This window comes from Streptacidiphilus sp. MAP12-16, assembly GCF_041262165.1.
In the GTDB taxonomy this organism is placed as follows: Bacteria; Actinomycetota; Actinomycetes; order Streptomycetales; family Streptomycetaceae; genus Streptacidiphilus.
This window is the reverse complement of record NZ_JBGCBY010000048.1, coordinates 1-24,194: the sequence shown is the minus strand read 5'-3', so window position 1 is coordinate 24,194 and position 24,194 is coordinate 1. Positions and strand designations below refer to the sequence as shown.

Genomic DNA, 24,194 nt, shown 5'->3' with positions numbered 1-24,194 from the left:
CCGGCGGGTGGGATCACGTGATCCGCTGATCTCGGCCTGGTGGCCGGGCCGCAGGCGCCGCCTATCTCGCCCTGACGCCGCACGGGTAATACACAGTGGACCTGTCAACGGTCATTGAGATGCTCAGGTGGGCGGTCGTTGGGTCTCCAGGCTGGTGGCCATCAGGCCAGCGGTGTTCCTGGGGTGGTGGTCAGTGCAGGGGGACCACGCCCTTGCCGGCGAGGCCTTCGGCGAGGCGGTGCGAGTCGCCGGTGGTGGTCACGAGGTGGGCGTGGTGCATGAGGCGGTCGGTGCTGGCTCCGGCGAGGGTCTTGGGCATGATCGTATCGAAGCCAACTGGGGCTGGCACTTGTTCCCTGGGAGGGTTTCCCGCAGCCACCTGGCCCTTTCTGCCTCCTGTGGTTCTCTTTGGATTTCCAGCTGACAGACGGGTTTTCAAGGTACTACCTTCATTCATCAGGTGCGAGGAAGGTGTGCCGCATGGTGGAGTCGCGTCTGAGGCTCATCGAGGGCCGGGGCGTCCCTGAGCTGCCGGTCACTCAGGATCCCTGGGAGTTCCAGGTCTTGTGCGTCGATGCGTTCGTGGCGTCCTGGCGGGCCCGGGGCTTCAGCCCGGTGACCATCGACAACGACCTCGGACTGCTGGAGCGGACGCTGAAGGCGCTGGGCCGGCCCGCGTGGGACGTCACGCCCGAGGACATCGACCGTGTGGTCGGCGACCTGGCGGTGGCGGGCCGGGCAGCGTCCACCCGCCGGGAGTACGTGCAGATATTCAAGGGCTTCCACCGGTTCCTGCAGGCTCGCAAGGCTGCCGAGATCGAGGTCGCGTTCGGGGTGCGACTGGTCTGCCCCGTGGACGAGTTCAACGCCTCGCGACATGTAGCCGACGACTCGCCGGCCCTGCTGCCGCCGCCCACCCCCGAACGGGTCGAGGAGTTCTTCGACTTCCTGAAGACCCGTATCGCCACGGCCCGCAAGTACGCGCCCGCCGCCCGCGACTATGCGCTCTTCCGGACGCTCTATCACGCCGGCCTGCGCTCGGAGGAGGCATCGCTCCTGGAGCGGGCCGACGTCCACTTTTCCCGCGGTCCGTTCGGCAAGCTGCACGTGCGCTTCGGCAAAGGTGCCCGCACCTCTGGACCGCGCCCGCGCTGGGTGCCCATGCTCGACCACCTCGACCTGGTCCTGCACTGGTTCCTCGACGACGTCCGCGGCAGATTCCCCGACTCGACAGTGCTGTTCGCCGACGAGTCCGGTGGAGCCCTGCACCGCGGCACCATCCGCAGCCGGCTGCACTACCTGATGGAACTGGAGGGCCGCCCCGCCGCGGACCGGTTCAGCCCCCATGCCCTGCGCAGAGCCTGTGCGACCCACAACTACGAGCGCGGGGTGGACCTGGTGGCGATCCAGCAGATGCTCGGTCACTGGACAGTCAGCTCCACCATGAGATACGTCCGGCCCTCGGCCACGTTCATCGAGGACGCCTATCGTCGCGCCGTGGCCAGCACACTCGGCGACCTGACCGGAGAGGACCCGACAGCATGAGGATCCAGTGGAAGCTGCGGATGGCGGCCGCTCAGCGCGAGGTGTGGACCGGCACCGAGCTGCGGCGGCTCCTGGCGGAGAAGGCGGGTCTGGAACTGTCATCGGCATCGGTCTCGGCGCTGTTCACCAAGGAGCCCTCCCAGGTGAAGATGTCCACCCTGGCCGCGTTGTGCACCGCGCTGGAGTGCACGCCTAACGACCTGATCGACGTGGACACCACCCCGGTCCAACACCCGGCGGTGCCACCCCGTGTGGTGCCCGACGTGCCCCGGGCAGCGGCAGCTGGCCGCGGCCGGTCCATGCCGCCGGTGTGACACCACGACAACGAGGGGCGACATGGGAAAGCGCCAGCGGGACTGCGTCGACTGCGGCGCCTCGGTCGGCTATCTCGACCGGCAGCACTGCTGCCGGTGCTGGCGCCGCCTCCAGGAGGACGCCGCCCGATCCAGTTGCCCGGGCTGCGGACGCCAGCGCGTCCTGCAGAGCGACACCGGACGGTGCGTCATCTGCTCGCGGGCCTGCGAGCAGTGCGCCCACCCGGTCCGGACAGCAGGCACAAGGCTGTGCCGCGAATGCCGCCGCAAAGCGGACGCGCAGGCACGGCTGCAACCGTGCCCCCGTTGCGGACGACCTGGCCTGTTGAGGGAGACGACTGGATGGTGCGGTCACTGCTCGCGTCCGCGCCAGGCCCAGCAAGCCCCGCGGGCATGCGCCCAGTGCGGACAGGTGCGCAAGCACGCCGGGCTGGGCCTGTGCTCGCGGTGCTGGCAGCGCCACCCGGACCGGCCCTTCGTCCGTGGCGCGAACCTCGCCGCCCGCATGGCCCAGCCACCGCCATGGCTCGGCGACTTCGTCGGCCATGTCGCCGACCGGCACTGCGTCGCCCGCGCCTGCATGATGATCACCAGCCTCGGCAGGCTCCTGGACGACGACCGGCCAAACCACCCCCAGGCCCTGCTGGAACGCTCCCGTCGAGCCGGACGCTCCATGGGCTCCCTGGCCCGGGCCCTGGAGGACTTCTTCACCACCCGGACCATGGCGCTGCCCACCGACCAGGCCGAACGCCTCGCCGAAGGGCGTCGGCGCCGACGTATCGACGCCGTTCCCGAACCACTGCGGCCAGCGGTGGCCGACTTCAACGACTACCTGCTGCGAGCACGTGAACGTGCCCGCCGAGCCGGCACCAGACCCAGGGCCGACATCACGGTCGAGGCTGCCCTGGCCACGATGCGCGACCTCGCCCGATACCTGAACGCAGCGAGGGGGAAGCAGGACTGGGCCCTGGCGGACGTTCACGACATCGAAGGCTTCCTCGCCTCGCTGCCGAAAGCCCGCAAGCGCAGACTGACCGTCCTGCGGCAGTTCTTCCGCTTCGCCCGCACCCACAAGCTCGTCCTGGTCGATCCCACCAACGGCCTGGACACCGCCCGGCGAAGCGGCTTCACCAGCCCAACTCTCACCCTCGACCAGCAGCGCGTGCTCTTCCGGAGCTGGACCACCACCACGGACGCCCACCCCCACGAAGCCCTGCTCGGGATCCTCGCACTCCTGCACGGAGCCTCCAGCCGCGAGATCCGAACCATCCGCCTCGGTCAACGCCCCCACCCGGTGCCACTGGACCCGGTGAGCTGGTCGGTTCTGCAACGCTGCCTGACCCACCGCCAGTCCCAGCACACGCAGAATCCGCACGTGATGGTCACCCGCCAGACCAAATCCACCCGTGCCCCGGCCTCGGCCGCCTATCTCAGCCACGTCCTCGATCCATGCGGCACCCCACCGCGGATGCTCCGCTGCACTCGCCTGGTCGACCTGGTCAACACCATGGACCCCAAACTCGTCGCCGCCGCGTTCGGCATGAACCCCGAAGGCGTCATGCTCTACCTCGCCGACCACGTCGACGCCGGACGGCTGCCATGAGCTTTTGGAACACCACTATGCAGGAGAGCACCCATGTCCCAGATGTCGTTCATTTGGACCCTCGGCTGGGCCGGATCAGCCGACTGCACCATCAGTGACGGCCACTCAGAGGGCAGAGTCCACGTCTCCTATATCAGCAGAGCGCCCGAGAACCTGCTCGACGGAGTGACAAGGATCGTCCTTGGTGCACGCCTGGCCAAGGTGCAGTTCGAGGGTGAACCCGCCGCCACACGCTGGATCTTCCGTCGCTATGGCGAACACCTCGACATCGACGTCCTCCACCTCGAAGACGAACGACACCCTGAATCCGATGGTCAAATCCTGTGGCAATCGTGCCGCCAGCCCGTGGACTCCCTGGCCAGGTCCATAGTCGAGGGGTTCGACCGAGTCGCCATCGACCCGGGCGAGGACGCCTATCGCAAGAAATGGCTGTCGCCCTTTCCACGCACCGAACTGGAGGACCTCAGGACGGCATGGCGCAACGCGTTCCCCTCCACAAGCGCATCATCCGATGAGAGCGGTCTCCCAACACCCTCGAACCTGTGACGGTTCGGCGCTGCCTGGCACAGGTTCGCCGGAACATGTGCGCTTTTCCAAAGGATTCGTTGGAGGCTATCGCCACACTGCTCTTTTCCTCACGCTCCGTTAACACCTGGAACAACAGCTCCGCCCCGCGACGATCCAGCTCCATGTAGCCAAGTTCATCGATACAAAGGAGATCGACGCGGCCGTAGCGGGCGATGGTCTTGGCCAGCATCTTCTCGTCGGCGGCCTCCACCAGCTCGTTGACGAGCTTGGTGGCCAGCACGTACTTCACCCGGTACTCGTGCATCGCGGCCTCGGTACCCAACGCGATCAGCAGGTGCGACTTACCGGTGCCGCTGTCACCGATCAAGCACAGCGGCAGGCACTTCTTGACCCAGTCGCAGGAGGCCAGGGTGTGGATCTGGGCCGCGTTGATGGCCGGGTTGGCCTCGAAGTCGAACTGGCGCAGGGACTTGTCGCGCGGGAAGCCCGCGGCCTTGATCCGGCGCTCGGAGCGGCGCCGGGCCCGGTCATCGCACTCCGAGAGCAGAAGCTCGGCCAAGAACCCGCGGTAGGTCATCTGGTCGCGCACTGCGGCCTGGGCCAGCTCGGGGTACTGGGAGCGGATGGTGGGCAGCCTCAGCATCCGGCACGAGGCGTCGACGGCGGCGTCGGCAGCCTGCTCGGTCAGTGCGCGCTTTGCGGTCATGGTCCCTCTTCTCGCTCAGGCCGGTCCGTCGGCGGGACGCCGGCGCAATCGCAGCAGCTGGTCGTAGGCGGCCACCGAGGGCAGCGGCCTGGGGTCCGGCGGCAGAGCGGCCAAGCGCCGCACTGTCAACGAGGTCACCGTCGCCCCGCCGTCCAGCCGCCGACGCGGTGTGTCCTGGTCGGCCCCCGGGTCGCCGACCTGGTCGGTCTCGCCCCACTTGCGTGCTTCCAGGGCGACCGCGTCGGCGGTCAGCGCGCCGGCCCGCAGCGCGGTGGCGATGCCCGCCACGACGTGCTCGTGGGGCATGTGCCGGTGCAGCAGCAGCACCGAGATCAGCGCACGGGTGCCGGCCGCGTCCCCGTGGGCTTTGCAGGCGGCCTGCCACCAGGCGTCGTGGACCGGGGTGAACTTGCCTGCCGAGCGCGCCTGGTCCAGGGCGGTGGCCCCGGGCAGCGCGCCGGGCTTGCGGAGCAGGGCTTCGAGGTAGTGGTCCAGCTCCAGGCGCGAGCCGCCCTTGGCGATCAACCGCTCGTGCCGGGCGACTTCCCTGTGGTTCTCGTAGACCACCAGCTCAGAGGCGTGCAGGACGACCCGGACCATCCGCCCGATCAGCCGAACTGGCACCGAGTAGTGGTTCGTTCGGCCGCTGACCTGCCCATAGCGGTTGACCCGCTGGGAAGAGACCAAACCGGTCTCGAAGTCCTCCTCGGGCAGCGGCGCCAGCAGCGGGCGCTCGATGGCGAACATCTCCCCGACCGTCAGCGCCCGCTGCAGGATCCGGCGCGCGTCGTCGTCCCGGTCCCACTGCTCCACCATGGCGTTCAGCTCTGCCAAGGACTCGACCTTCGGGACGGGGACCAGGTGGTTCCTACGGAACCAGCCGATCTGCCCCTCGACGCCACCCTTCTCGTGGGCGCCCTCGATGCCCGGATTGCAATAGAAACTCTCGATCCCGAAGTGCGACCGGAATGCCGTCCAGCGCTCGGACTCCACCCGCCCTCGGGTGCGACCCAGCACCTGACTGACCGCCGCCCGCAGGTTGATGCCCCTATGGATGTCAAGCAGCCCCTCCGACTGGGTCAGCGGCGGTGCTCGGGGGGACGATGAGGCGGTAGATCTCCCGTGCGACGTAGCGCTTGAGGCAGCGAATGATCTCTCGGCGTGTCTTCCCCTCGGCCAGGCGCCGCCTCAGGTAGTTCTGGGAGCGGTCGTCCCAGCGCAGACGACTGAGGACGATCCGGTAGAGGGCGGCGTTCGCTTGGCGGTCGCCGCCGCGGTTCAGCCTGCGGCGCTGGGTCTTGCCGGAGGACGCTTCGACCGGGCTGGTGCCGCACAGGGCCGCGAAGGACGCCTCGCTGGCGAGGCGCTCAGGGTTGTCGCCGACAGAGATCAGCAGAGCGGCAGCGCTGTCCGGGCCGACCCCGCGCACGTCGAGCAGACCCGGCGTACTGACGTCAACGGCCTCGGCTATGCGCTTGTTGAGGTCGTCGATCTCCTCGGTCAGATGTTGGATGCGGCGGGCCAGCAACCTCAACGTGTGGCGGGCGGCACCTGCCGGTCCGGATGTGTACAGGTCGTCCAGGTCGGCGCACCGCTTGAACAGGCGAGGGTTGGTCAGACCTGCCAGCGACTCGCGCAGAGCGGCGTCCGCAGAGACCAGAACGCTCTTGAGCTGGTTGATGGCCTGCGTCCTGGACTTGATCGCTGACCCCTTCGCCAGCTTGAACAGCCGCAGCATCTCCACTGGACCGTCACTCGTCTTGGCGGCGGCGGTAGCACGGCCGGACAGCACGGCGCGAGCGGCGGCCTCGGCGTCGATGGCGTCGGTCTTGCCGTGGCGTCGACGAGCGGCCTTGTCCGGCTGGTTGACCTCGGCCACCTCGACGCCCTCGGCGTGCAGGTGTCGGGTCAGGGCAGCCCCGTAGGAACCTGTGCACTCCACTCCGGCCCGCCGCAGGGTGCCGAACGATCGTGCCCAGGTGATGAGTTGGCGGTAGCCCTCGGTGGTCGACGGAAAGCTGCGGCCGTCCAGGGCGACCCCGAGGAGGGTGATGACGGCCGCGGCGTGGACGTCCTTGTGGGTGTCCACGCCGAGGAGGATTTCCTCGCCGGCGTCGGCCGGGGTGTGACATGGGGCTGCGTGATGCGTGATGTTGGACAAGGTCGCCTGTCTCTTATCGCCTCGGGAACCGGTGGCCGTCGCCGAGCCGGGGCGGTCAAGACTGTGACGGTGCCTGTCGCGAAGCCCCTATCGGGACACGTCCCCTGCCCGGCGGCAGCAAGTGCCACTCCGGACAGATGGCCGACAGATCAAACTCAAGGCACAAGGCCAGTCGTAGCGCGAGTCAGGCCACCGCCCGGAGCGGCACCCGATCATCCTCACAGTCGTAGCGAATCTTGCTGCGAGGAACACCGCCCAGCACCTGGAGCGCGTGGAGGTGGCCTTCCAAGAAGGCTTCCTGCCCGCACGAGGCGAAGATTTTGTGGGCAGCCTTGCCGCTGAACGAGAGCCGCAGTGAGAACAGGAACACCTTGGTGGACACACCGTTCAGCTGGATCCACACGTCGCCGAAGTCGACCTCGGCCTCGTCCCCGGGCCGGTGGGTCTGGGGGATGAACACCTGCGGCGGCCCGCGGCCCTCCTCGACCCGGATCTCCGGGCCGCGCACGGCAATGTAGTCGCGAACCATCGCATAGGAAACGCCCTGGGCCTGGTGCTCGTCGATCAGCCGGTCGAAGACCCGCTTGACGGTGTGCCGCTGCTTGCGCGGCGCGGCCAGGTCCTCCCGCAGGATCTGGTCGATGACCACCTTGAACGGGTCCAGGCGAGACACCCGGGCCGGAAGCGCCTTGCGCGTGGCCGGGAAATCCGACTCCAGCGCCATTGCCACCGTCCTGCGGCCGACCCCGTACTTGGCCGACAAAGCCCTGCTCGACAGCCCTTCGACCTTCGCGTCACGACGGATCGCCGCGTACAACTCGATCTTCGAGACCGGCACTTGAGCCACCCAGGGCTACCTACTGCACTCGGCATCCTCCCACCGCAAGGCCCCCAGTGGAGTCAAATCTCACCGACATTAAATCCGGCTCCATGCCGCCCCACCCCACTGGAGTCAGAACTCACCTACCGCTGCTCTCAAGACTCACTTACATAGCCAGTCTGCCAAGGGCGGCTCTCCCACCGGCCGCCTCCTCTCGGGTCTTCACGAGGATCTGCTGACGATGGACCCGAGTGGCCGCGACGGTGCGGACCTCTGGGGGTAGATCACCTGGTGGAGGCCGTGGCATCACGGCCGAGTCATGATGCGTATCCGCAGGCACCGGAACGATGCCCGTCCACCTCCTTCGGATCCGTATCATCACCAAGCACCACTGAGGCGGCTGCTACAGCTCCGGGGGAACATTGAACTGGTCGCTTGGACCACGGCTGCGATCGTGGCGTGCCCGCCGGCAGGGCTGGGACCCCGATGTCGTCAAAGCCCTGCGACTGCCAGTGCCACGCTCTGCACAGGACCGCGCTCGGGAGCTCATCCAGCAGGGGAAAGTGCTGGCCGCGATCAACGAAATCCGCTCTTTGACAGGCTACGACCGACCGGATTCGAGGTGCGTCGTGCTGGCTCTGATGTGCTCCGCGAAAGTACCGACCAGCCCGTTCCACCATCCCCATGACGGCTCTTCGGCATGACCGGCGTCAGCCGCGTCGCACTGTGCCTCGTCCAGCTCGGCTTGCATCGGCTTTGTCTCATCGTCAGGCGTCCGGCTGTTCCTCCGAGCTGGCGGCATGGGCCTGCGTGTGTGACAGGGCAATGCGGCGGCGCTTGAGATCGACATCGATGATCTTGACGGTGAGGATGTCGCCCACCTCGACGACGTCCTCGGGCCGCTTGACGGGCGATTCAGCCAGCTCTCCGTTGTGCACCAGCCCCTCGAAGCCGTCCTCTCGGTCTTCGATACGGACGAAGACGCCGAACGGCACGAGCTTTGTTACTGGGCCGGTAACGATCCGTCCGGTCTGCTGGGCGAGCCGAAGCATCGGGTCTTCCTGTAGCGCTTTGAGCGACAGCGGGACTCGCTCCCGGATCAGGTCGACGTCGAGGATCTCGGCGTTGATCTCCTGCCCGACAGTAAGGATGTCGGAGGGATGGTTGATGTGGCGCCAGGACAGCTCGGGAATGTTGATCATTGCGGTGAAGCCGCCGACGTCGACGAAGGTGACGCCGAAGGTGGCGGTCTCGATGACGGTCCCGGTGCAGATCTGTCCTCGGTGCAGGGTCTTCAAGAAGGCCCAGTCGCGGTCGCTGGAAGTCGGCTCCGTCCTCCAGCGTGCCCGAAGGACGCCGTCATCGTCAGGCAGGACAGCGGTGAACAGCGGGTGGCGTTCGTCGACGTACACGGGCAGAACAGCTGCGGCGCGGGCACCGGTGATCTGCCCTGCGAGTTCCGCGAACTGGGTCTCGTCAGCGACGATGCTGGTGATCTGGCCGTCTTCGTCCTCCCAGACGAACTCGACCAGGCCCTCGTCCGGTAGGGCCGCGAGGAGCGCGGGAATGTCGGCGGACAGCTCCGGCCAGACAGCCAGCCGGGCACGCGGGGTCAGCCGGGCGCGAACCTCATCGAGGGGTCCGTCGCTGAGTCGGTGCCAGCGAGTGGCGTTGTCGACGTAGGTCTCCTCCAGGATCGCCGCTTGGCGCATGGCCACGTACCAACGCACCCGGGCCCAGAAGATGTCGTCGGCGGGGCGCTGTTCGCCGGGCTCGTCGAAGGCGGCGTCATAGGGGGAGGAGTTCAGTCGTTCCGGAAACAGTCCGAGTGCCCGGGTGCGGGCCAGCGCCTGCTGGCAGGGCTTGCTGCTGCCGATGTAGAGGTACTGGTCCCATCCGACGTGGACGCTGAACCTGCCCTCGACCTCCAGGCGGCACCAGGCGCCGTTGTCGCGGAGCATCACCCGCACCAGTGCCAGGCCCAAGGCGAGCGGGACCCGGGCGCCGTCGTGGAATCCCGCGAGGTCGGGCGGGAAGAGCCCAGCCAGGCCGTGGCCCTCGATGGCCGGCTCCGCGCCGAAGTCGACGAGGCTCGGCGCGACCTGCGGCTCACGAATGGCCACGTGGTCGACGCCGGTATCTTCGGCGAAGGCGGCCACAGCCTGTAGGTAGGCGGCTTCGACGGCCCCATGGTCGCTGACCGCCAGCTCGGTGCCGACGTACCTGCCGTGCTCGTCGCGGTCCGCAGGGTCGTACTTGGTGACCCGGTAGACGTAGGGCAGCACCACGTCACTGCCCGCCAGGCGTCGAAGGCACCGGTGGGTTCTGGTGGCGTTGGGCTTCGTGTGCACTCTGCTCGGCGAGGGCCCATTGCCTGCCGTCGGCCCATGCGTCGAGTTCGGCTTGCGGCGGATACCCCGGCATGGCGTCCGGTCCGCGCTTCACCCGCAGGGCGAGCCGAAACCGTGCGTAATGCGGGGACACGAACCTGCCTGCCGGCGGGCGGTCCATGTTGCAGAACAAATGGGTCAGCGCAATGTTGTCCGAGTGGTCCGCTCCCCCCTGGGACAGCTCCTGGATGTGGTCCAGGCTCGGGCTGCGCGCGTCTGGCCTGCGGTAGGCGCGAGAGACCGGCCCCAGACACCACACACACGTGCCACCGTCGCGCTCGTAGATCCCGGCGAGGTTGTACCGGGCACGAGGCCCGTTGGTGCGCTTCCAAGTCTCACGCCGGGTGGAGTTGGTGTCTCTGCCCTGCTCCTCGCGGCGTTCCTCGTCCGCTACCGCCTGCTCGGCCGCAGTCAGGGCCCGGTACGCGGCCTCGCGCTGGGCCGAGAGCTCCACGAACTCCTCAAACCGCTCCATACGCCGCTTGCCGTGCAGCCGTCGCACTGCCACGTACACCTGTAGGAGCATGAACTGCTCGGGGGTCAGCTCCCAGTCGCGCGAAGGTCGACCGCGTTGCTGGCGCAACCGCCGCTGGTACTCCCATCGGTACTCCACAGCTTCATACAAACTCCGAGGCACCTCCCGATCGCGCACTCGGAGCGTGCCGGGGCGAGTCCGGCGCGCAGACCGGGGCTTCACGGCTGTCGCGCTGTCGGCGATCCGGAAGCCGTCACTCGCCGCGGGTGCGGCCGGTATGCGTCCTCGAACCACAGTCGCTCCTCAGCAGTCAACGTGCCGCCCACACGTCGCGGGGCCTGCGGGGTCGACGCTACCTGGGAGGTAGCGGAATGCGAACCGCCCCAGCCTCCAAAGGCGCCAGGGCGGTTGAGGGGGCCCGGCCTCAGGTGCGCCTACCTCGCTCGTACTTGCCTCCTTCACCAGGGCAACGCGACTACGCACGCTGGCGCAGCTCCCGCCTGTGAGACCCGCTCCGGGTGGCGCGGACGCCACCCGGCACAGCATCGACCCAGGCGGCGGTCACCGCACCGGCGGGCTGAACTCCTCGGCACCCCGCCAGGCCACCGGCAGCACGTCACGCTCGACCAGCGCGGCAGCTCGTTGCATCCTTCCTTGCATGGATCACGCGTCGGCACGTCAACTCGCAGTCGCCAAGTTCACGGCCAGCGTCCGGGGCAGGATCGACGATTGGGACGTGACCGGGCCGATGGAGGGCGTCGTGCGCACTCTCAGCGGGCCCAAGCCTCTGCTGATCTTCCGCTTCCGCCCACGGGAAGGCGCGAACACGGGCTGGGATCGCGCTAGACCGCCCCTGTCCGTCGCCGTAGACCCGGACAGCGGCGGTGCGGAAATGCTTCGGTGAAACGACGCCCGTTTCTCCGCCGCAGCATAGTTCATGGGCTCTGGCGAGAGCGCCAAAGGCCAGAAACGGTGCTGCCGCCTACAGCGTTGTGGCGTGGAGCCGAGAGCGGCTGTAGTCTGCGCCCCTTGTGATCATCTGAAAATAGGGGGAAGTCGGCATGGTGGCCCAACGCGTGGGCGGTACCAGGCTCATAGCGGTAGGACTCTCGGTCGGCGCCCTGGTCGCGGCACCGCTCGGGATCTCCCCCCAGGCCGTCGCCGCGTCAGGGAGCTTGACGTTGGACGCGGCCTGCTGGCGTGGAGGCAGCGACTGGGTGCCGTGGTCTCCGGCATCGCCGCTCGCCGTTCAAGGCGGCAGCGACAGCGGCTCCGCTGTCGACGATGTGCCGATGTGCGAGTTGGACACCCAGGACAGCATGCTCAGCGGCCCCAGCACGGTCGTCCTGAGCCTGGACGCAGCCTCGGTCGCTAAGTCCGGCTACAGCCCGGCGGGGCTCGCCCAACGGCTGCACCTCATGGTCTGGGTGAACACCGCTAATCCCCAGTATGTCTACCTCCCCTGGACGGTGCAGCCGGACGGTTCGATCGCCGCGAAGATCGCCGGAACCGACCTGTCCTACAACGGCACGGACGTCAGGTACAACATCAATGGGGCCCCCGCCTCGAAGACGGTACAACTGACGGGAAGCCTCCAGGTACTGGACCAGTCCGGAACCGTGCACGGCACCACTGCCATCGGAATCAACTACCAGGGCAAAGGCCAGAACTACACCCCGCCGACTGCAAGCGGGTACCGGCCGCTGCCGCCGACGCGTGCCATGGACACTCGGACGGGCCTGGGCGCGCCAGACAAGCCGCTCTCCGCCGACAGCTCGACCACGCTCCAACTGGCCGGCAAGTACGGGATACCCGCAAGCGGGGTGACCGCCGTCGTGCTGAACGTGACCGCGACGAACACCTCCCAGAACGGCTACCTGACGGTCTACACACACGGCCAGCCGCGTCCGGGCATCTCCAGCCTCAACCTGATGCCTGGTGGGAGCGTCGCACAGCAGGTCGTTGTGCCGGTCGTCGACGGTAAAGCGGTCTTCTACACCAGTGCCGGCCCGGTAGACCTGGTCGCCGATGTGCAGGGCTACTTCACCGGCGGCGCCGGCGACCGGTTCACCGGAACGACCGCCGCACGCCTGATGGACACCCGGTACGGCACGGGCGTGGCCCGGGGCCAGGTGCAGTCCGGCCACACGGTGGTCCTTGAGGTGACCGGTCGCGGCGGGATCCCCGCCTCGGGGGTGTCGTCGGTCGTACTGAACCTGACCGCTGTCAACGCCCAGCAGCAGGGCTACGTCACCGCATTCGCGGACGGCCAGGGACGGCCGAGCGCCTCCAGCCTGAACTCCACCCCCGGGGTGGCGATCGCCAACCGGGTGACAGTGCCCGTAGTCGACGGCAAAGTCGACTTCTACTCGTCCGGCTCATCAGACCTCATAGCGGACGTCGAGGGCTACTACTCCTCCTCAGGGGCGTGGTACTTCCCCATCACTCCGACCCGCATCGTCGACACCCGCTCCGGCCTGGGGCAGGTGACGCGAGGGAAGCTGGGCAACCTCCTCATCCAGCCAGAGACCTGGAAGAACGGAATCCCTCCAGAGGGAGCCAAGGCCTTCGACTTCAACGTCACGGTCACCGACGAGACCGGAGCGGGCTACCTCGCAGTGGCCCCAGAGACGAACGGCAAGGTCACCACCTCCACGCTGAACTACCTTCCGGGAAGAAACTTGGCCAACCAGGTGGTCGTCTCAAGCGCGCCGTACGACATAGTCCAGGCGAACGCAGTGGGCGGCAAGACCGACTTCATCGCCGACCTCGACGGCTACTACGCCGATTTCTGACCGCGGGTGAGGCCGGACCTGGATCCGGTGCGCACACCTAGACCCGGCTGGTCCCCCTCCAGGTCCACCTCGACCGGGACGTGCGTATGGTCCCCCTCCCGGCACGCACTGCGCAACCGGCGCGGACGGCGCAGGTGCACGTCATGCCGCCGTCGAGCCCGCTCCCCGCCCCTCGCCGCCGCGCGCTGACCCGGATTCAAATCCCGCAGCACCGCCCGCTGCAGCGTCGCCGGCGACACCACCCCCGCCGCCGCACAGGCCACGGCCGCCTCGTCCCCGTCCCCGGCCAGCGCCCCCGCGCGGGCCTCGGCTACCAGCTCGCGGTGCACCGCAGCCGCATTCCCACACCACCGAACCAGGCGGGCGTGCAGGTCCGCAGTGAGCGTGAAACGCTCCCGCGCCGCGGGACCACTGCGACCCGCACCGGCCGCCTCCAGCCACCGCCAAACCGTCCACAGCGACCCCCCGCCGCCGCGGCCACCAACCGACGCATGATCCGTCGACAACTCGCCCCGCGCGTCCAACGCCAGCAAACGCCCCACCGCCTGCCCGCGCACCAACCCCACCGATACCGGCGCGCAACTGAGGTTGTCGGGTGAGGGTGACGAAGGGTCAGTTTTGGTTGTATGTCGTAGGGATGAGGTATCCCGATGGGGGCGGTCTGACCGCGGCGGAGCGTGAGCGGCGTGAGCGGCGTGAGCGGCGTGAGCGGGTGCGGTTCGAGGCTGCGGAGTTGTTCAAGGAGGGCGTGTCGCCGCCGGTGGTGGCCAAGCGGCTGCGGGTCTCGCGGAAGTCGGTTTACGCCTGGCAGGCGCAGTGGCGTCAGGGTGGGCTGGAGGCACTGCGGTCCAAGGGGCCCAGCGGGCCGCCTTCGCGGATGACACCGGCCTGGCGGGCGTGGCTGGACACGGAGCTGGAGCGCGGGCCGGCCGCGCACGGCTGGACCGAGGACCAGCGCTGGACCCTGGCCCGGGTCCAGATCGTTATCGCTCGACGGTTCCACCTACGGTTCAGCATCAAGCAGGTCTCGCGGATCCTGCACGAGATGGCGTGGAGCGTGCAGGTCCCAGTGCACCGGGCCGCCGAGCGCGACGAGAAGGCCGTCGAGACCTGGGTCAAGGAGGTCTGGCCGGTCGTGGAAAAACAGTCCGGGACCAGGGTGCGTGGCTGTGCTTCGAGGACGAGTCGGGGCAGAGCCTGCGACCTCCCAAAGCGCGCACCTGGTCCCGGCGCGGGCACTCCCCGGTGGTGAGGGTCAGTGGCAAGGGCTCGGGTCGGGTCTCGGTGGCCGGGCTGGTCTGCGCGAGACCCGGCGAGCGCACCCGCCTGATCTTCCGGATGCTGGTTCACCACGGCCGCAACGGCGAGAAGAAGGGCTTTCGGGAGCCGGACTTCGCAGCCCTGCTGGACGCCGCACACCAGCAGCTCGGCGGGAAGATCGTACTCGTGTGGGACAACGCCACCCAGCACAAGGACACCGCGATGCGCGAACTGCTCGCGGCCCGGCACTGGCTGACGGTCTTCCGCCTGCCGCCCTACAGCCCTGACCTGAACCCGGCCGAGGGGGTATGGGCGCACCTCAAGAAATCGCTGGCCAACCCAGCCGCGGGCACCACTGACGACCTCGCTGCGAAGGCCCGAACCCGCCTGAAGAAGATGCAGTACCGCACCGGCCTCCTCGGCGGCTTCATCGCCGAAACCGGCCTGATCCTCACACCACCATGACCGTCACCCTCACGCGACAACCTCAGAAGCGGCGATACCCGTCCCACTGCCGACAGCGGCCAGCACGGCGAGAGCGATGGCTACCGCGTTACTGCGCCCGTGAATGACGGCCTGGCGGTGCTCGTGCATGTCATCCTCCGATGGGGTGGTGGGTTGCGTCGCCGTTCAGTCGCACCCAATAGGCGCTGCACTTGATCGGTGCGTTGGCGCCGGGGTTGCTGTCGCCGATTACTATCGTGTCGTTCGCACTGGTCTGGGTTGGCCGCACCATGTGATCTCCGGGCGGTAGCTGGCCGCTGCCATCAGCGTTGCTGAAGGTGGGGTAGAGGTAGGCGCCTGCAGAGACCCCCTGGATGCCAGTGCCGGTCTCCTGGATGACCATCCCGTAGGGGTAGCCGCCGCCTCTGGTCTGCTGGGCCGCAGTGAGCCGTCCGCAGGACACCATGGTGAAGCTCAGCGTTCCGGTGGCAGGGGTGGTTGACGGCGGGGCTGAGCTGCTGCCGCTGGCCGGAGGTGTGGCGCTGTTGCCTCCGCTGCCGATGTTTCCCGTGAAGGGGTTTGGTCCCGACGCCGTGGACGGCGCGGTCGTGGTGGGAGCGCTCGATGACGGCGGGGTCGGTGCGGGTGGTGTTGTGCCGGAGCCGCACGCCGCCAATCCCATTCCACCGGTCAGCACTACTGCGGCTGCTATGACGATGCGAGTTTTTGTCCTTGCGCGATGGGCGCTCCGGACATCTGATGCCTCGTGTTGTCTCATGACGTCACGCCTATCCGTTGCTTGAACCAAGCTGGGGGCGCGGCAGCGGCGACGCTGTGTCGACGCGCGCAAACCGAGATGGAGACTCCTCAACCCTCTCCCGCCGGATGAACGACGGCAACTTGTCGGCAAGCGCCACCTGGGATGTGACGCCGAGGAGATGGACGGGATCGACTGAATCGTTTCGCGGATTCAATGACCCTCCGGGCGCATCAGCACGCCGCCGGGGCGGTGGTCGGCGCGACGCGGACGTGTTCGCCGCGTTGATGGAGGGGATGATCGCTGAGGCCGCCCGGCGTGGCCAAGCGGACCTTTCCCTGGTAAGCGTGGACTCCACAGTGCCCCGCGCGCACCACGACGCGGCCGGGATGGTGGTGGACCCGGAGGTCCTGACGGCGCTGGAGGAGGCCGCGGCGGAGAAAAAGGGGCGGCGGAAACCGGGCAAACCGCCCCAGTGACGGTCGAGTCGCAGGAATTAGAGGCAGACCGGGCGGAGCGTCGGCGGGTGCGGAGGCGGCGGCGCGCCCGGCTGACACCAGGGGCAAACTGACCGGCGAGTAACTTCATGGTGGACCGCGGCTGTCATTCGGCCGCTTCTGTCGCAGTCGACTTGCTCGCGCGTTCCAGGACTCGGTAGACCGTGGCCCGGCTGACGGTGAACAGTTCGGCGAGGTCGGCGATGGTGTGTTCGCCGGTGGCGTGCTCTTTGACGAGGTGGGCCCGCTGGCGTGCCGTCAGCTGGGGTTACTTGTCTCTCAGCTTGCTCTTCGCCCGGGCGACGGCCATGCCCTCGCGGGTGCGCATCCGCAGGAGGTCGACCTCGAACACGGCGAGCATGTTGAAGAGCATCTTGGACATGGGGATCGGTGGGGTCGTAGATGCTCCCGCCCAGCGACAGCCTTACCCCTCTGCGGACCAGGGCGTCGCCGATGTCGCGGGCGTCGGGCACCGAGCGGGCGAGCTTGGGCACCACCCAGCGTGTCGCGGGCCCTGATGGCCCCTGATGGCCGCCCATCTCCAGGACCTCGGATGACCACTCTCGACAGGCATGCCAACAAAGCCCCATCAGAGATCGCGTTGCTCCTTGATGGCCCTGACGTCTGTGCCGATCCGGAAGAACATCATCACGAACTCGAGGAGAATCCGGTACATCACCAGCCAGAGGAGTGCGACTACGAGACCGACGGTCAGCACCAGAATGCCCAGTGCCGCTGAGTAAGCGAATCCCACTACGAGGAAGGCAAACCAGTCGAGTGCGAGGAGGATCGCGATGATCACGTAGACGACCTTGACGGCCTTCGGTGTGATGAAGGCGGTGAAGCCGAAGTCGAACAGGCCCGCGAAGAATTCTCGGGTGGATGTGTGCGAGGGGGAGGTTGGATGGGATGGAAATCCTGAAGGTGGACTGTAGGGCGGCGGCACCGGAGGAATGGAGGAGCCGCCAGGGGCACCAGCGTTGCTCTTCTCGTCCTGGTCGGAGCGCGCCTGGCCGTGGGTCCCGGCCACTGGGTTGTCCTGGATCAACTCATTCGTTGGTGTTATTCTCAGGCCGCATTCCGAACAGAAGGAATCTTGCTGCGCGACATTCGCACCGCAGTTCGGGCAGGACAATTGCACTGTTTCTGACATCTGCCGTCACGCTCCTCGTGCCACCAACCGGGCGGAGCACAGGCATATGGGCCTGTCCGACCCATGCCCTGGAGGTACTGGCGCGATCTCGGACCAAGACCGGCTCTTTCCACGGTCTCTCGGATGTATCAGTCGGGCAACTCGGTTGGCTTGGAGGCTGTTTCCTTGCCGCCTGGCTCCTCATCGAGTCTCCCGACCAAGCCCAGCGGTGACAGTGCGGACAGGGCCACCGCCAGCGCCGCCGCTCTCCCGCCGTGCCGGGATGCCTCGGGCGTGCCGTAACGGCCGAGGGCGCGGTCAGATCGCATCCGCAGATCTTGTGGGCAAGTTGTACCGCACGGCGATAGGATCCCACGCCACCACGAACGCGTTCTTGTCGGCGCTGGCCTTGCCGCTCTCGGCCAAACCCTCGTCCCAGTCCGCCGTGTGTGGGGAGCTTCCCGCGGTGCATCTGCCGTCGGCCATCGCGCCGGCCCACCTCGCGTACGCGGAGTCCGCCGCAGCGGACTCCGACCAGGCCCGGCTGAGCGTCAGCATCGCCGGAGCGCCGCCCTGGAGTTGGGATACGTTCAGGCTGCCGAGCTCTGCGACCAGGGACTGGCGATCCAGAGCGGCCCGGATGAGGACACTTTGGGCCGAGGAGACGGAGGGCGAGTCGGCGCACTGCTCGACCGCCGTGACGGCGTTCTCCACCTGCTGGCGGGAGTTGGCGGCCTGGCCGAGCAGTTGGTCCACGGCTGCCGCCTGCGCCTGGGCAGAAGAGGGCTGCTCGGTGGCCGATGCCGTGGGCAAGGAGGATGTTTGCAGGGGCGTAGTCGGCGGCGCTGTAGCGACGGGCGGCGACTGGTCGAGGCCCGGAGAGAACGACGAAGACGACGGCACCGCGACGGACGACTTACCGGCATGCGAACCGGTCAGCTTCGAGACCCCGAAGTACCCGCCTCCGCCGATGAGTACCAAAAGGAGTACGCCACCGACAATCACGAGCCGGGAATGACCAGACCGGCCCTGATCTGGCCCCTTACCTGTAGATGGCCCAGCTTCCGATGCGCCGGCGCCGGAGGGTGCGGCGACAGCGGGCTGCTCGATGTCGGACGCGCGGCCCGCGCCATGTTCCTCCTGGTCCGCGCCGTGGGCGTGCGTCTCGGTGTCGGCGGGCGTGCACCCCCCGCTCGGCGACAGGGGAAGACCGCACATGGCGCAGTGAGAGGCGGCTTTGACCTCGTGGCCATTGGGGCAGCGGACCATCACGGAAGCGCCGCAGATCGTACAGAACCTGGCTCCTGCCTTGCCCGGAGGAAGCACATGGCCGTTGGTGCAGCGTGCGGCCGCCCAGTCAGTCATCTGGACTCCAAGATGATCGCGGTTCCCCGGGTCCATGCTCCGCCACCGACGACACCGCCGCACCCAGGGGCAGGGGTTGGGCAGGTATTGAATCGAAGGCAGACGCTTGCCTCTGCCTTCGATTCAATACCTGCCCAACCCCATACGAGCTTCCGCGCGGGTGGCCGAAGGTGATCGGCGCCCTCCGCCTTCGATTCGATACCTCGTCAGGCCACTGCACCGGGCCTCCGATCGAGACGAGTCCGGCGTACTCCGTCGAGAAGAAACGGAACCCTCGCTACCGTGTAATCCTCGGCGAACGTCGGCGTCACCCCTACCCCACGACGAATCCGCAGCCGCTCCCTCGCGCGAGCGGTGCACGAGGCACGCCGGCCCAACCGACTTCCGCCACCACTTCCCGACGCTGACGGCGTTCCTCGAGCACCCGGACCCCGGCGGCTCCGTCTCCCTGGCAAGGACTTCCTCGTACGTATGACCTGCGCCGCCGGAGCCTGGCATCCAGCCTGCCCGTGCGCGATCATGGCCGAAAGTACCCATGGCGAGACTGATCGAACTTCGCAGCCAGGATGTGCGGGGCCTCGGTCGCGCGGTCGACCTCCACCAGGGGCACCGGCAGCCGGCCTCGGGGGCACGCAGCACGGCGTCGGCCTGGGCGCGACGCTCCTCGTGGACGACCTCGGTGGTCCACGACAGGACCGTGCCGATACCCGGCCCGGGGTCAGGGTCGGTGCCGCCGGTGATGAACGCCAGGATCGTCTCGTTGACCGCCATCGCGTGCGGGGCCCCGAAGCGACCGGCGCCGCGGGCGATGTTCCCGACCTCCCGGCCGCAGGGCATCACCTGCTGGGCAGAGTCGCGGCCCTGGGTGGTCAGGCCCCAGGTCTTGTGGCCCGCACTGGTGCGGCCCTCGGAGTGGACCAGCTTCGCGCTCTGCAGATCATTCGGCGCAGCGCGGGCGAACTTGTTCTCCCTCGCCGCCGGGCGCAGCAGCCGCCAGAGCTGATCAGCCGTCACCACCTTGAGTACCCCGAGCGCGGTCAGCACCTCCGCGCGGACCTTCGCCGTCGACCCGGCCGCGTTCGCACGGAGCTGCTTCCGCGCAACCCGAGCCGCAGGCGCGGCGGCGCTGTCCGGCTCGTTCACGTCTGCCACTCCCGCTCCCCCGTCGCCGCTCCCGCTGTTCCGATCCCGCGATCGATCTTCTCCCGCGCCACCGACATCTGTCACCCACCCAGGCTGCCCATGAGTTTGACCAGGCCTGCGCTCCCCTCCTCCCCTCCTCTTCGCGGCCGGCCTACCGGCCGGGCGCAGCCGAGCGCCAGCGAGGCAACCGGGGGGCCCGAGCGGACCTGGAGCGGAGAGGAAGGGCTCGCAGCCCGAGAGCGAAGACCGCCTGCACACCAAAGACCACACAACCAGGGGCGTGGGAGTGCAGAATCCGGTTCACACACCGGAGGGAGAGGCCGCGACCGCGCGGGTGCACCGGCTTCAGTGCTCGCCCGACGCGATGATTGAAAGGCTCCGTCCATTATGTTTGACTGATCATCAAATTCTCTTGTATGCGGTCGATACGATCACGGCATGACAGCGGACGAGCGAATCAAGCATGCCGGACTCCTCTACGAACGTGCCGTGTTCGGCGGCGACAGCGGTGCGCTGGCGTCCGCCGACCGGGGCCTCGACGAGGTCGAGGCGGACCTTGCACTGGCCCGCGGCCGGGTGATCCATGCCCGCTTCCTGGAGGAGCGGGTCGAGGAATCGCGGGAGCTGGAGCTCTTCGAGCGTGCGGCGGAGCTGTACAGGCGGCTCGGCGACGTGCAGGGCGAGGGCGAGGCGGTGTTCTGGGTCGGTGCCTTCCACCAGGTGATCCGCGACGACGCCGAGACCGCCGTGCCCGCCTTCGAGCGTGCCCTCGACCTTGCCACCCGGGCCGGCGACCGGCTGACGACGTCCTACGCCCTACGGCACCTCGGCTTCGCCGACCACATGGCCGGCCGCCTGGACGAGGCCCGTGCGCACTTTGAGGAGTCCACTCGTCTGCGTCGGGATCTGGGCTTCCTGCCGGGAGTCGCGGCGAATCTGATCGGGCTGGCTTATCTGGCCACCCAGCAGGAGCGGCGGGACGACGCGGCGGAGCTACTCAAGGAAGCGACAGAGTTGGCCGAGAGCACCGAATCCCACGGCGTGCTGCGCTGGGTGGCGGCAGCCCGCGAGGAGCTCAACTTGCCGTGAGGCGCCCACCTGACGGCGCGTGCCCCAAAATGGCCGAAAGGCCTCGCGGTCGTTGCCGAGGATGGTCAGGGGGTCGAAGTAGAGCGTCACCTGCCGAGGCTAGGCATCGGTTCGGTCTGAGCGACGGCAGCCATGCGACGAGGCACCTGACTGGTCCCGCCGGGCCCACGCACTCGCCGTTTGATACTCCAGCTCATGGGATGTCTGTCAAGTTCTTCTGTTCAAGTCGAGCGAGTCCCGACGGGGCCGTGAAGGCGTGTGACTTGGCGCCTCGGTTGGTGGACGGGGCGCAGCCTGCGGCACTCAGCCAGCAGGACTTTCGAGAGAGCTTGAGGACTCGAGCCGAGGAGCTGGATCCCCCGAAGAGCATGGTCGCCTCCGCCTGCGTCAAGTACTGTCTCTCCGCATGATCGAGTCCGAGATTGAGATCAGCGAGGATCTGGTCCGCGACCTGCTGCGGGATCAGCATCCGGACCTGGCCGCGCTGCCCATCCGCGAGGTGGCGGGCGGTTGGGGCAACCAGATGTGGCGCCTTGGGGACGAGTTGGCGGTCCGGCTGCAGCGGATGGACACCCGCCCAGATCTTCAGCTCAAGGAGCGCCGGTGGCTGCCGACCCTGGCCCCGCGCCTGCCGCTGCCGATCCCGGTCCCCGTGCGGGACGGTGCGCCGTCCGAGCGCTTCCCCAAGATCTGGACCGTCATGACATGGGTTGAGGGCACGCCGCTGGACAACGGCTCGATCACCCGCGGCGACCATGCGGCCGACATCCTGGCGGCCTTCCTCAAGGCGCTGCATGTGGAGGCGCCCGCCGAGGCGCCGGACGCCTCGGACCGCGGCGGTCACCCCAAGGCGTGCACGGAGGGCTTTGAGAACTTCCTGCGGGCCGTGGACCTCGGCCGCTTCGCCGAGGAGGACATCCGGGCCGTGTGGGACGACGCGGTCGCGGCTCCCGAGTGGGAGGGCCCGCGGGTGTGGGTGCACGGCGACCTGCATCCCGCGAACGTCGTCGTCGCGGACGGGACACTGGCGGGCGTCGTCGACTTCGGCGAGGTGTTCGCCGGCGACCCGGCCTGGGACCTTGCGGCCGCCTGGCTGCTGCTCCCCGCGGGCGGCGCCGCACGGTTCTTCGCCGGTTACGCACAGGCGGACGAGGCGACGGTCCGACGGGCACGCGGGCTGGCCGCGATGAAGAGCCTGTTCCTGATGCTGATGGGCCAGAACGGGGACCGGGGCCTGCCCGGCGGCAAGCCGAACTGGGGACCCGCAGGCCGGTCGGCGCTTGATCGTGTCCTGAAGGTGTGGGGCTCAAGAAGTCATCGCTGCAGGTGGGGCACTTGAGGGTCAATGGTCTGGGACGCTGTGGTGATGATCGTGTCGCTGGTGTACCGCGCTGTCCGGGGACTGCTCTCGCTGCCGGAGGTGCTGCTACAGCGGAAGCCATCGGTGGAGGCCGAAGTGCTGATCCTGCGGCACGAGAACGCGGTTCTGCGAAGGCAGTTGGCCGCACCGATACGCTACGAGCCAGCCGACCGATTCTGGTTCTCCGCCCTGTCCGCGCTGATACCCCGGCACCGCTGGGCCTACGTCTTCCCCGTCACCCCCGGCACCCTGCTCGGCTGGCACCGCAAGCTGATCGCCGACAAGTGGCACTACACCGCGCGCCGCACCCGCGTCCGACGTCCGCCCCGTTCCGCCGCACTCAAGAAATTGGTGCTACCCCTCGCCGACGAGAACCCCCGATGGGGGCACCGGCGCATCCAGGGCGAGATGGCGCGGCTGGGTCATCCAATAGCGTCGGGCACCGTGTGGAACATCCTGCACGCGGCTGGGAGGGACCCAGCGCCACGACGCCAAGGACCGAGCTGGAAGAAGTTCTCGACCGTCCAGGCCGAAGGGATCGTCGCGGCAGACTTCTTCCACATCGACACCGCGCTGGGCCAACGCCTCTACGCCATGGCCTTCCTGGAACACGGCACACGCCGACTGCACCTCACCCCCGCAACCGCGCACCCCACCGGGCAGTGGGCGGTCCAGCAAGCCCGCGAGTTCACCACAGCGCGGGCCGATCGCGGCGGACAGCTCAGGTTCCTGCTCCGCGACCGGGACGCAAAGTACACCGCCTCCTTCGACGCCGTTTTCACCGCCGAGGACGCGAAAGTCCTGCTCAGTGCCCCATGGGTGCCCAAGATGAACGCCCACTGCGAGCGGGTGATCGGAACCGTACGCCGAGAAGCCCTCGACCATGTACTGATCATGAACGCATCCCACGCCACCAAAGTCCTCACTGAGTTCGCGGACCACTACAACCGGCATCGGCCGCACCGCTCCCGAGGGCAACTCCCTCCCGACGCGTCACATAAGACGCCACGCGCCATCGACCTCCACAACCGCCGACTACTGCGCACCCGCGTACTGGGAGGCGCAATCAACGAGTACCGATACGCTGCTTGACCTGCGGCGATGAATAGATGAGCCGCCACAGGTTCATGGCCAAGCTGATGAAGAAGCAGCGCCGGGTACCAAGGGTGCGGGTCAACCCATGCCCCCACTGCTGCCGGTGCGTCGCAATCAGCAGCGATCTTGGCGGATACGGCTCCCCCCTTGCTGGCATCCAGCTCGGTAGATTCCTCCTCGTCTCACCAACTCGACTGCACTGAGCGGAACTTTGCCGACCGTTCAGCGCGAGACAGCACGTGAGCCGTACTCGCCGGATCCTCTCCTCTCCGGAACCTCTCGCCGTCCTGCTGAGGACTGCCTTCCCGCCCCCAGAACGGGTTGCCGGAGTACCCGATCCCGCCCCCCGCGCGCCGATGAACTGCGCGAACAGCCGACAACGCCTCCAAGGAGACAGCAGCTGCGTTTGACACCTGAACGTCAGAGTGCCAATCTCACGGCGAGTTAGGAAACATTCCTAACCTGTGGTCGTCTGCGACCGGCCCGCCCGCATGCGCCCCACCTGAGTGCGGTACGACCCGCTGTCCTCGTCGCGGCCCGCCCCCAGGCGCGACATCAACCGCAACCGGTACCGCACCTAGCAAGAGTTACCGGCTTCGCCGGTTCACCCTTCCCTCACTTCCCGGAGTAACGCGATGACCCCCAGCAGATTACGGTCGCTCTTGCGCCGCGGCACCCCACTTGCCCTGGTCACGCTCGTGGCCGGTACGGCCAT

The 24,194-nt window shown here is 68.0% G+C and carries 24 protein-coding genes and 1 pseudogene; 12 read left to right on the top strand and 13 right to left on the bottom strand.

The features are described from left to right. Nucleotides 1–190: 190 nt before the first annotated feature. Nucleotides 191–319: a hypothetical protein gene (locus ABIA33_RS36725; RefSeq protein ID WP_370088304.1), complete on the bottom strand. Its 129-nt coding sequence runs from the start codon at nt 317–319 to the stop codon at nt 191–193. A gap of 161 nt (nt 320–480) precedes the next feature. Between ABIA33_RS36725 and ABIA33_RS36720 the strand changes: the two genes are divergently transcribed. From ABIA33_RS36720 to ABIA33_RS36705, 4 genes are all read left to right on the top strand, one after another. Continuing rightward, entirely contained in the window at nt 481–1,545 is a 1,065-nt protein-coding gene (locus tag ABIA33_RS36720) for a tyrosine-type recombinase/integrase (RefSeq protein WP_370088302.1), read from the top strand. Then, on the top strand, nt 1,542–1,859 hold the full coding sequence (locus tag ABIA33_RS36715) for a helix-turn-helix domain-containing protein (protein ID WP_370088300.1): 318 nt from the start codon (nt 1,542–1,544) through the stop codon (nt 1,857–1,859). The genes ABIA33_RS36720 and ABIA33_RS36715 overlap by 4 nt, the downstream gene beginning before the upstream one ends. 412 nt (nt 1,860–2,271) lie before the next feature. Then, nucleotides 2,272–3,462, top strand: a complete 1,191-nt coding sequence (locus tag ABIA33_RS36710) for an integrase (protein ID WP_370088298.1) — start codon at nt 2,272–2,274, stop codon at nt 3,460–3,462. A gap of 33 nt (nt 3,463–3,495) precedes the next feature. Then, on the top strand, nt 3,496–4,008 hold the full coding sequence (locus ABIA33_RS36705) for a hypothetical protein (RefSeq protein ID WP_370088296.1): 513 nt from the start codon (nt 3,496–3,498) through the stop codon (nt 4,006–4,008). Here ABIA33_RS36705 and istB read toward each other — a convergent pair. The 6 genes from istB to ABIA33_RS36675 all read right to left on the bottom strand — a co-directional run bounded on the left by istB (nt 3,926) and on the right by ABIA33_RS36675 (nt 10,680). Further along, nucleotides 3,926–4,696, bottom strand: a complete 771-nt coding sequence (gene istB, locus ABIA33_RS36700) for an IS21-like element helper ATPase IstB (protein ID WP_370088294.1) — start codon at nt 4,694–4,696, stop codon at nt 3,926–3,928. The two genes, ABIA33_RS36705 and istB, sit on opposite strands and share 83 nt — an antisense overlap. 15 nt (nt 4,697–4,711) lie before the next feature. Then, complete coding sequence (locus ABIA33_RS36695; RefSeq protein WP_370088292.1) at nt 4,712–5,713, bottom strand: hypothetical protein; 1,002 nt, start codon at nt 5,711–5,713, stop codon at nt 4,712–4,714. A gap of 40 nt (nt 5,714–5,753) precedes the next feature. Further along, on the bottom strand, nt 5,754–6,797 hold the full coding sequence (locus tag ABIA33_RS36690) for an IS110 family transposase (protein ID WP_370088340.1): 1,044 nt from the start codon (nt 6,795–6,797) through the stop codon (nt 5,754–5,756). Between the two features lie 244 nt (nt 6,798–7,041). Further along, nucleotides 7,042–7,704: a hypothetical protein gene (locus ABIA33_RS36685; RefSeq protein WP_370088290.1), complete on the bottom strand. Its 663-nt coding sequence runs from the start codon at nt 7,702–7,704 to the stop codon at nt 7,042–7,044. Nucleotides 7,705–8,444: 740 nt separating this feature from the next. Beyond that, nucleotides 8,445–9,965 carry a S1 RNA-binding domain-containing protein gene (locus ABIA33_RS36680; RefSeq protein WP_370088288.1) on the bottom strand — a complete coding sequence of 507 codons (1,521 nt, stop codon included), beginning with the start codon at nt 9,963–9,965 and terminating at the stop codon, nt 8,445–8,447. Nucleotide 9,966: 1 nt separating this feature from the next. Further along, complete coding sequence (locus ABIA33_RS36675) at nt 9,967–10,680, bottom strand: HNH endonuclease (protein WP_370088286.1); 714 nt, start codon at nt 10,678–10,680, stop codon at nt 9,967–9,969. A gap of 923 nt (nt 10,681–11,603) precedes the next feature. Between ABIA33_RS36675 and ABIA33_RS36670 the strand changes: the two genes are divergently transcribed. The 3 genes from ABIA33_RS36670 (at nt 11,604) to ABIA33_RS36660 (ending at nt 15,062) form a co-directional block, all read left to right on the top strand. Further along, entirely contained in the window at nt 11,604–13,337 is a 1,734-nt protein-coding gene (locus tag ABIA33_RS36670; protein WP_370088284.1) for a hypothetical protein, read from the top strand. A 637-nt stretch (nt 13,338–13,974) separates the two neighbouring features. Beyond that, entirely contained in the window at nt 13,975–14,589 is a 615-nt protein-coding gene (locus ABIA33_RS36665) for a winged helix-turn-helix domain-containing protein (RefSeq protein WP_370088282.1), read from the top strand. Continuing rightward, nucleotides 14,505–15,062 carry a transposase gene (locus ABIA33_RS36660; RefSeq protein ID WP_370088338.1) on the top strand — a complete coding sequence of 186 codons (558 nt, stop codon included), beginning with the start codon at nt 14,505–14,507 and terminating at the stop codon, nt 15,060–15,062. Before ABIA33_RS36665 ends, ABIA33_RS36660 begins: the two co-directional genes overlap by 85 nt. Nucleotides 15,063–15,192: 130 nt before the next feature. On the opposite strand, the gene ABIA33_RS36655 is transcribed toward ABIA33_RS36660, so the two are convergent. After that, complete coding sequence (locus ABIA33_RS36655; protein WP_370088280.1) at nt 15,193–15,507, bottom strand: hypothetical protein; 315 nt, start codon at nt 15,505–15,507, stop codon at nt 15,193–15,195. On the opposite strand from ABIA33_RS36655, the gene ABIA33_RS36650 reads away from it, so the two are divergent. Further along, entirely contained in the window at nt 15,506–15,844 is a 339-nt protein-coding gene (locus ABIA33_RS36650) for a hypothetical protein (RefSeq protein ID WP_370088278.1), read from the top strand. The genes ABIA33_RS36655 and ABIA33_RS36650 overlap by 2 nt on opposite strands. A gap of 214 nt (nt 15,845–16,058) precedes the next feature. After that, nucleotides 16,059–16,351, top strand: a pseudogene (locus tag ABIA33_RS36645) (hypothetical protein); the annotation flags it as partial. A gap of 50 nt (nt 16,352–16,401) precedes the next feature. On the opposite strand, the gene ABIA33_RS36640 reads toward ABIA33_RS36645, so the two are convergent. The 5 genes from ABIA33_RS36640 to ABIA33_RS36620 all read right to left on the bottom strand — a co-directional run bounded on the left by ABIA33_RS36640 (nt 16,402) and on the right by ABIA33_RS36620 (nt 19,836). After that, a complete protein-coding gene (locus ABIA33_RS36640; RefSeq protein ID WP_370088336.1) occupies nt 16,402–16,500 on the bottom strand; it encodes a hypothetical protein in 99 nt (32 codons plus the stop codon). A 384-nt stretch (nt 16,501–16,884) separates the two neighbouring features. Continuing rightward, a complete protein-coding gene (locus tag ABIA33_RS36635) occupies nt 16,885–17,448 on the bottom strand; it encodes a DUF4282 domain-containing protein (RefSeq protein WP_370088276.1) in 564 nt (187 codons plus the stop codon). Between the two features lie 128 nt (nt 17,449–17,576). After that, nucleotides 17,577–17,756: a hypothetical protein gene (locus tag ABIA33_RS36630; RefSeq protein WP_370088274.1), complete on the bottom strand. Its 180-nt coding sequence runs from the start codon at nt 17,754–17,756 to the stop codon at nt 17,577–17,579. After that, nucleotides 17,746–18,240, bottom strand: a complete 495-nt coding sequence (locus ABIA33_RS36625; RefSeq protein ID WP_370088272.1) for a hypothetical protein — start codon at nt 18,238–18,240, stop codon at nt 17,746–17,748. Before ABIA33_RS36625 ends, ABIA33_RS36630 begins: the two co-directional genes overlap by 11 nt. 675 nt (nt 18,241–18,915) lie before the next feature. Next, nucleotides 18,916–19,836, bottom strand: a complete 921-nt coding sequence (locus tag ABIA33_RS36620; protein ID WP_370088334.1) for a replication-relaxation family protein — start codon at nt 19,834–19,836, stop codon at nt 18,916–18,918. A gap of 537 nt (nt 19,837–20,373) precedes the next feature. Here ABIA33_RS36620 and ABIA33_RS36615 point away from each other — a divergent pair. The 3 genes from ABIA33_RS36615 (at nt 20,374) to ABIA33_RS36605 (ending at nt 23,476) form a co-directional block, all read left to right on the top strand. Further along, nucleotides 20,374–21,024 (top strand): tetratricopeptide repeat protein, encoded by a 651-nt coding sequence (locus ABIA33_RS36615; protein ID WP_370088270.1) that lies wholly within the window; start codon nt 20,374–20,376, stop codon nt 21,022–21,024. 406 nt (nt 21,025–21,430) lie between these two features. Then, a complete protein-coding gene (locus ABIA33_RS36610) occupies nt 21,431–22,363 on the top strand; it encodes an aminoglycoside phosphotransferase family protein (protein WP_370088268.1) in 933 nt (310 codons plus the stop codon). A 27-nt stretch (nt 22,364–22,390) separates the two neighbouring features. Continuing rightward, nucleotides 22,391–23,476, top strand: a complete 1,086-nt coding sequence (locus ABIA33_RS36605; protein ID WP_370088266.1) for an integrase core domain-containing protein — start codon at nt 22,391–22,393, stop codon at nt 23,474–23,476. Nucleotides 23,477–24,194 lie beyond the last annotated feature (718 nt).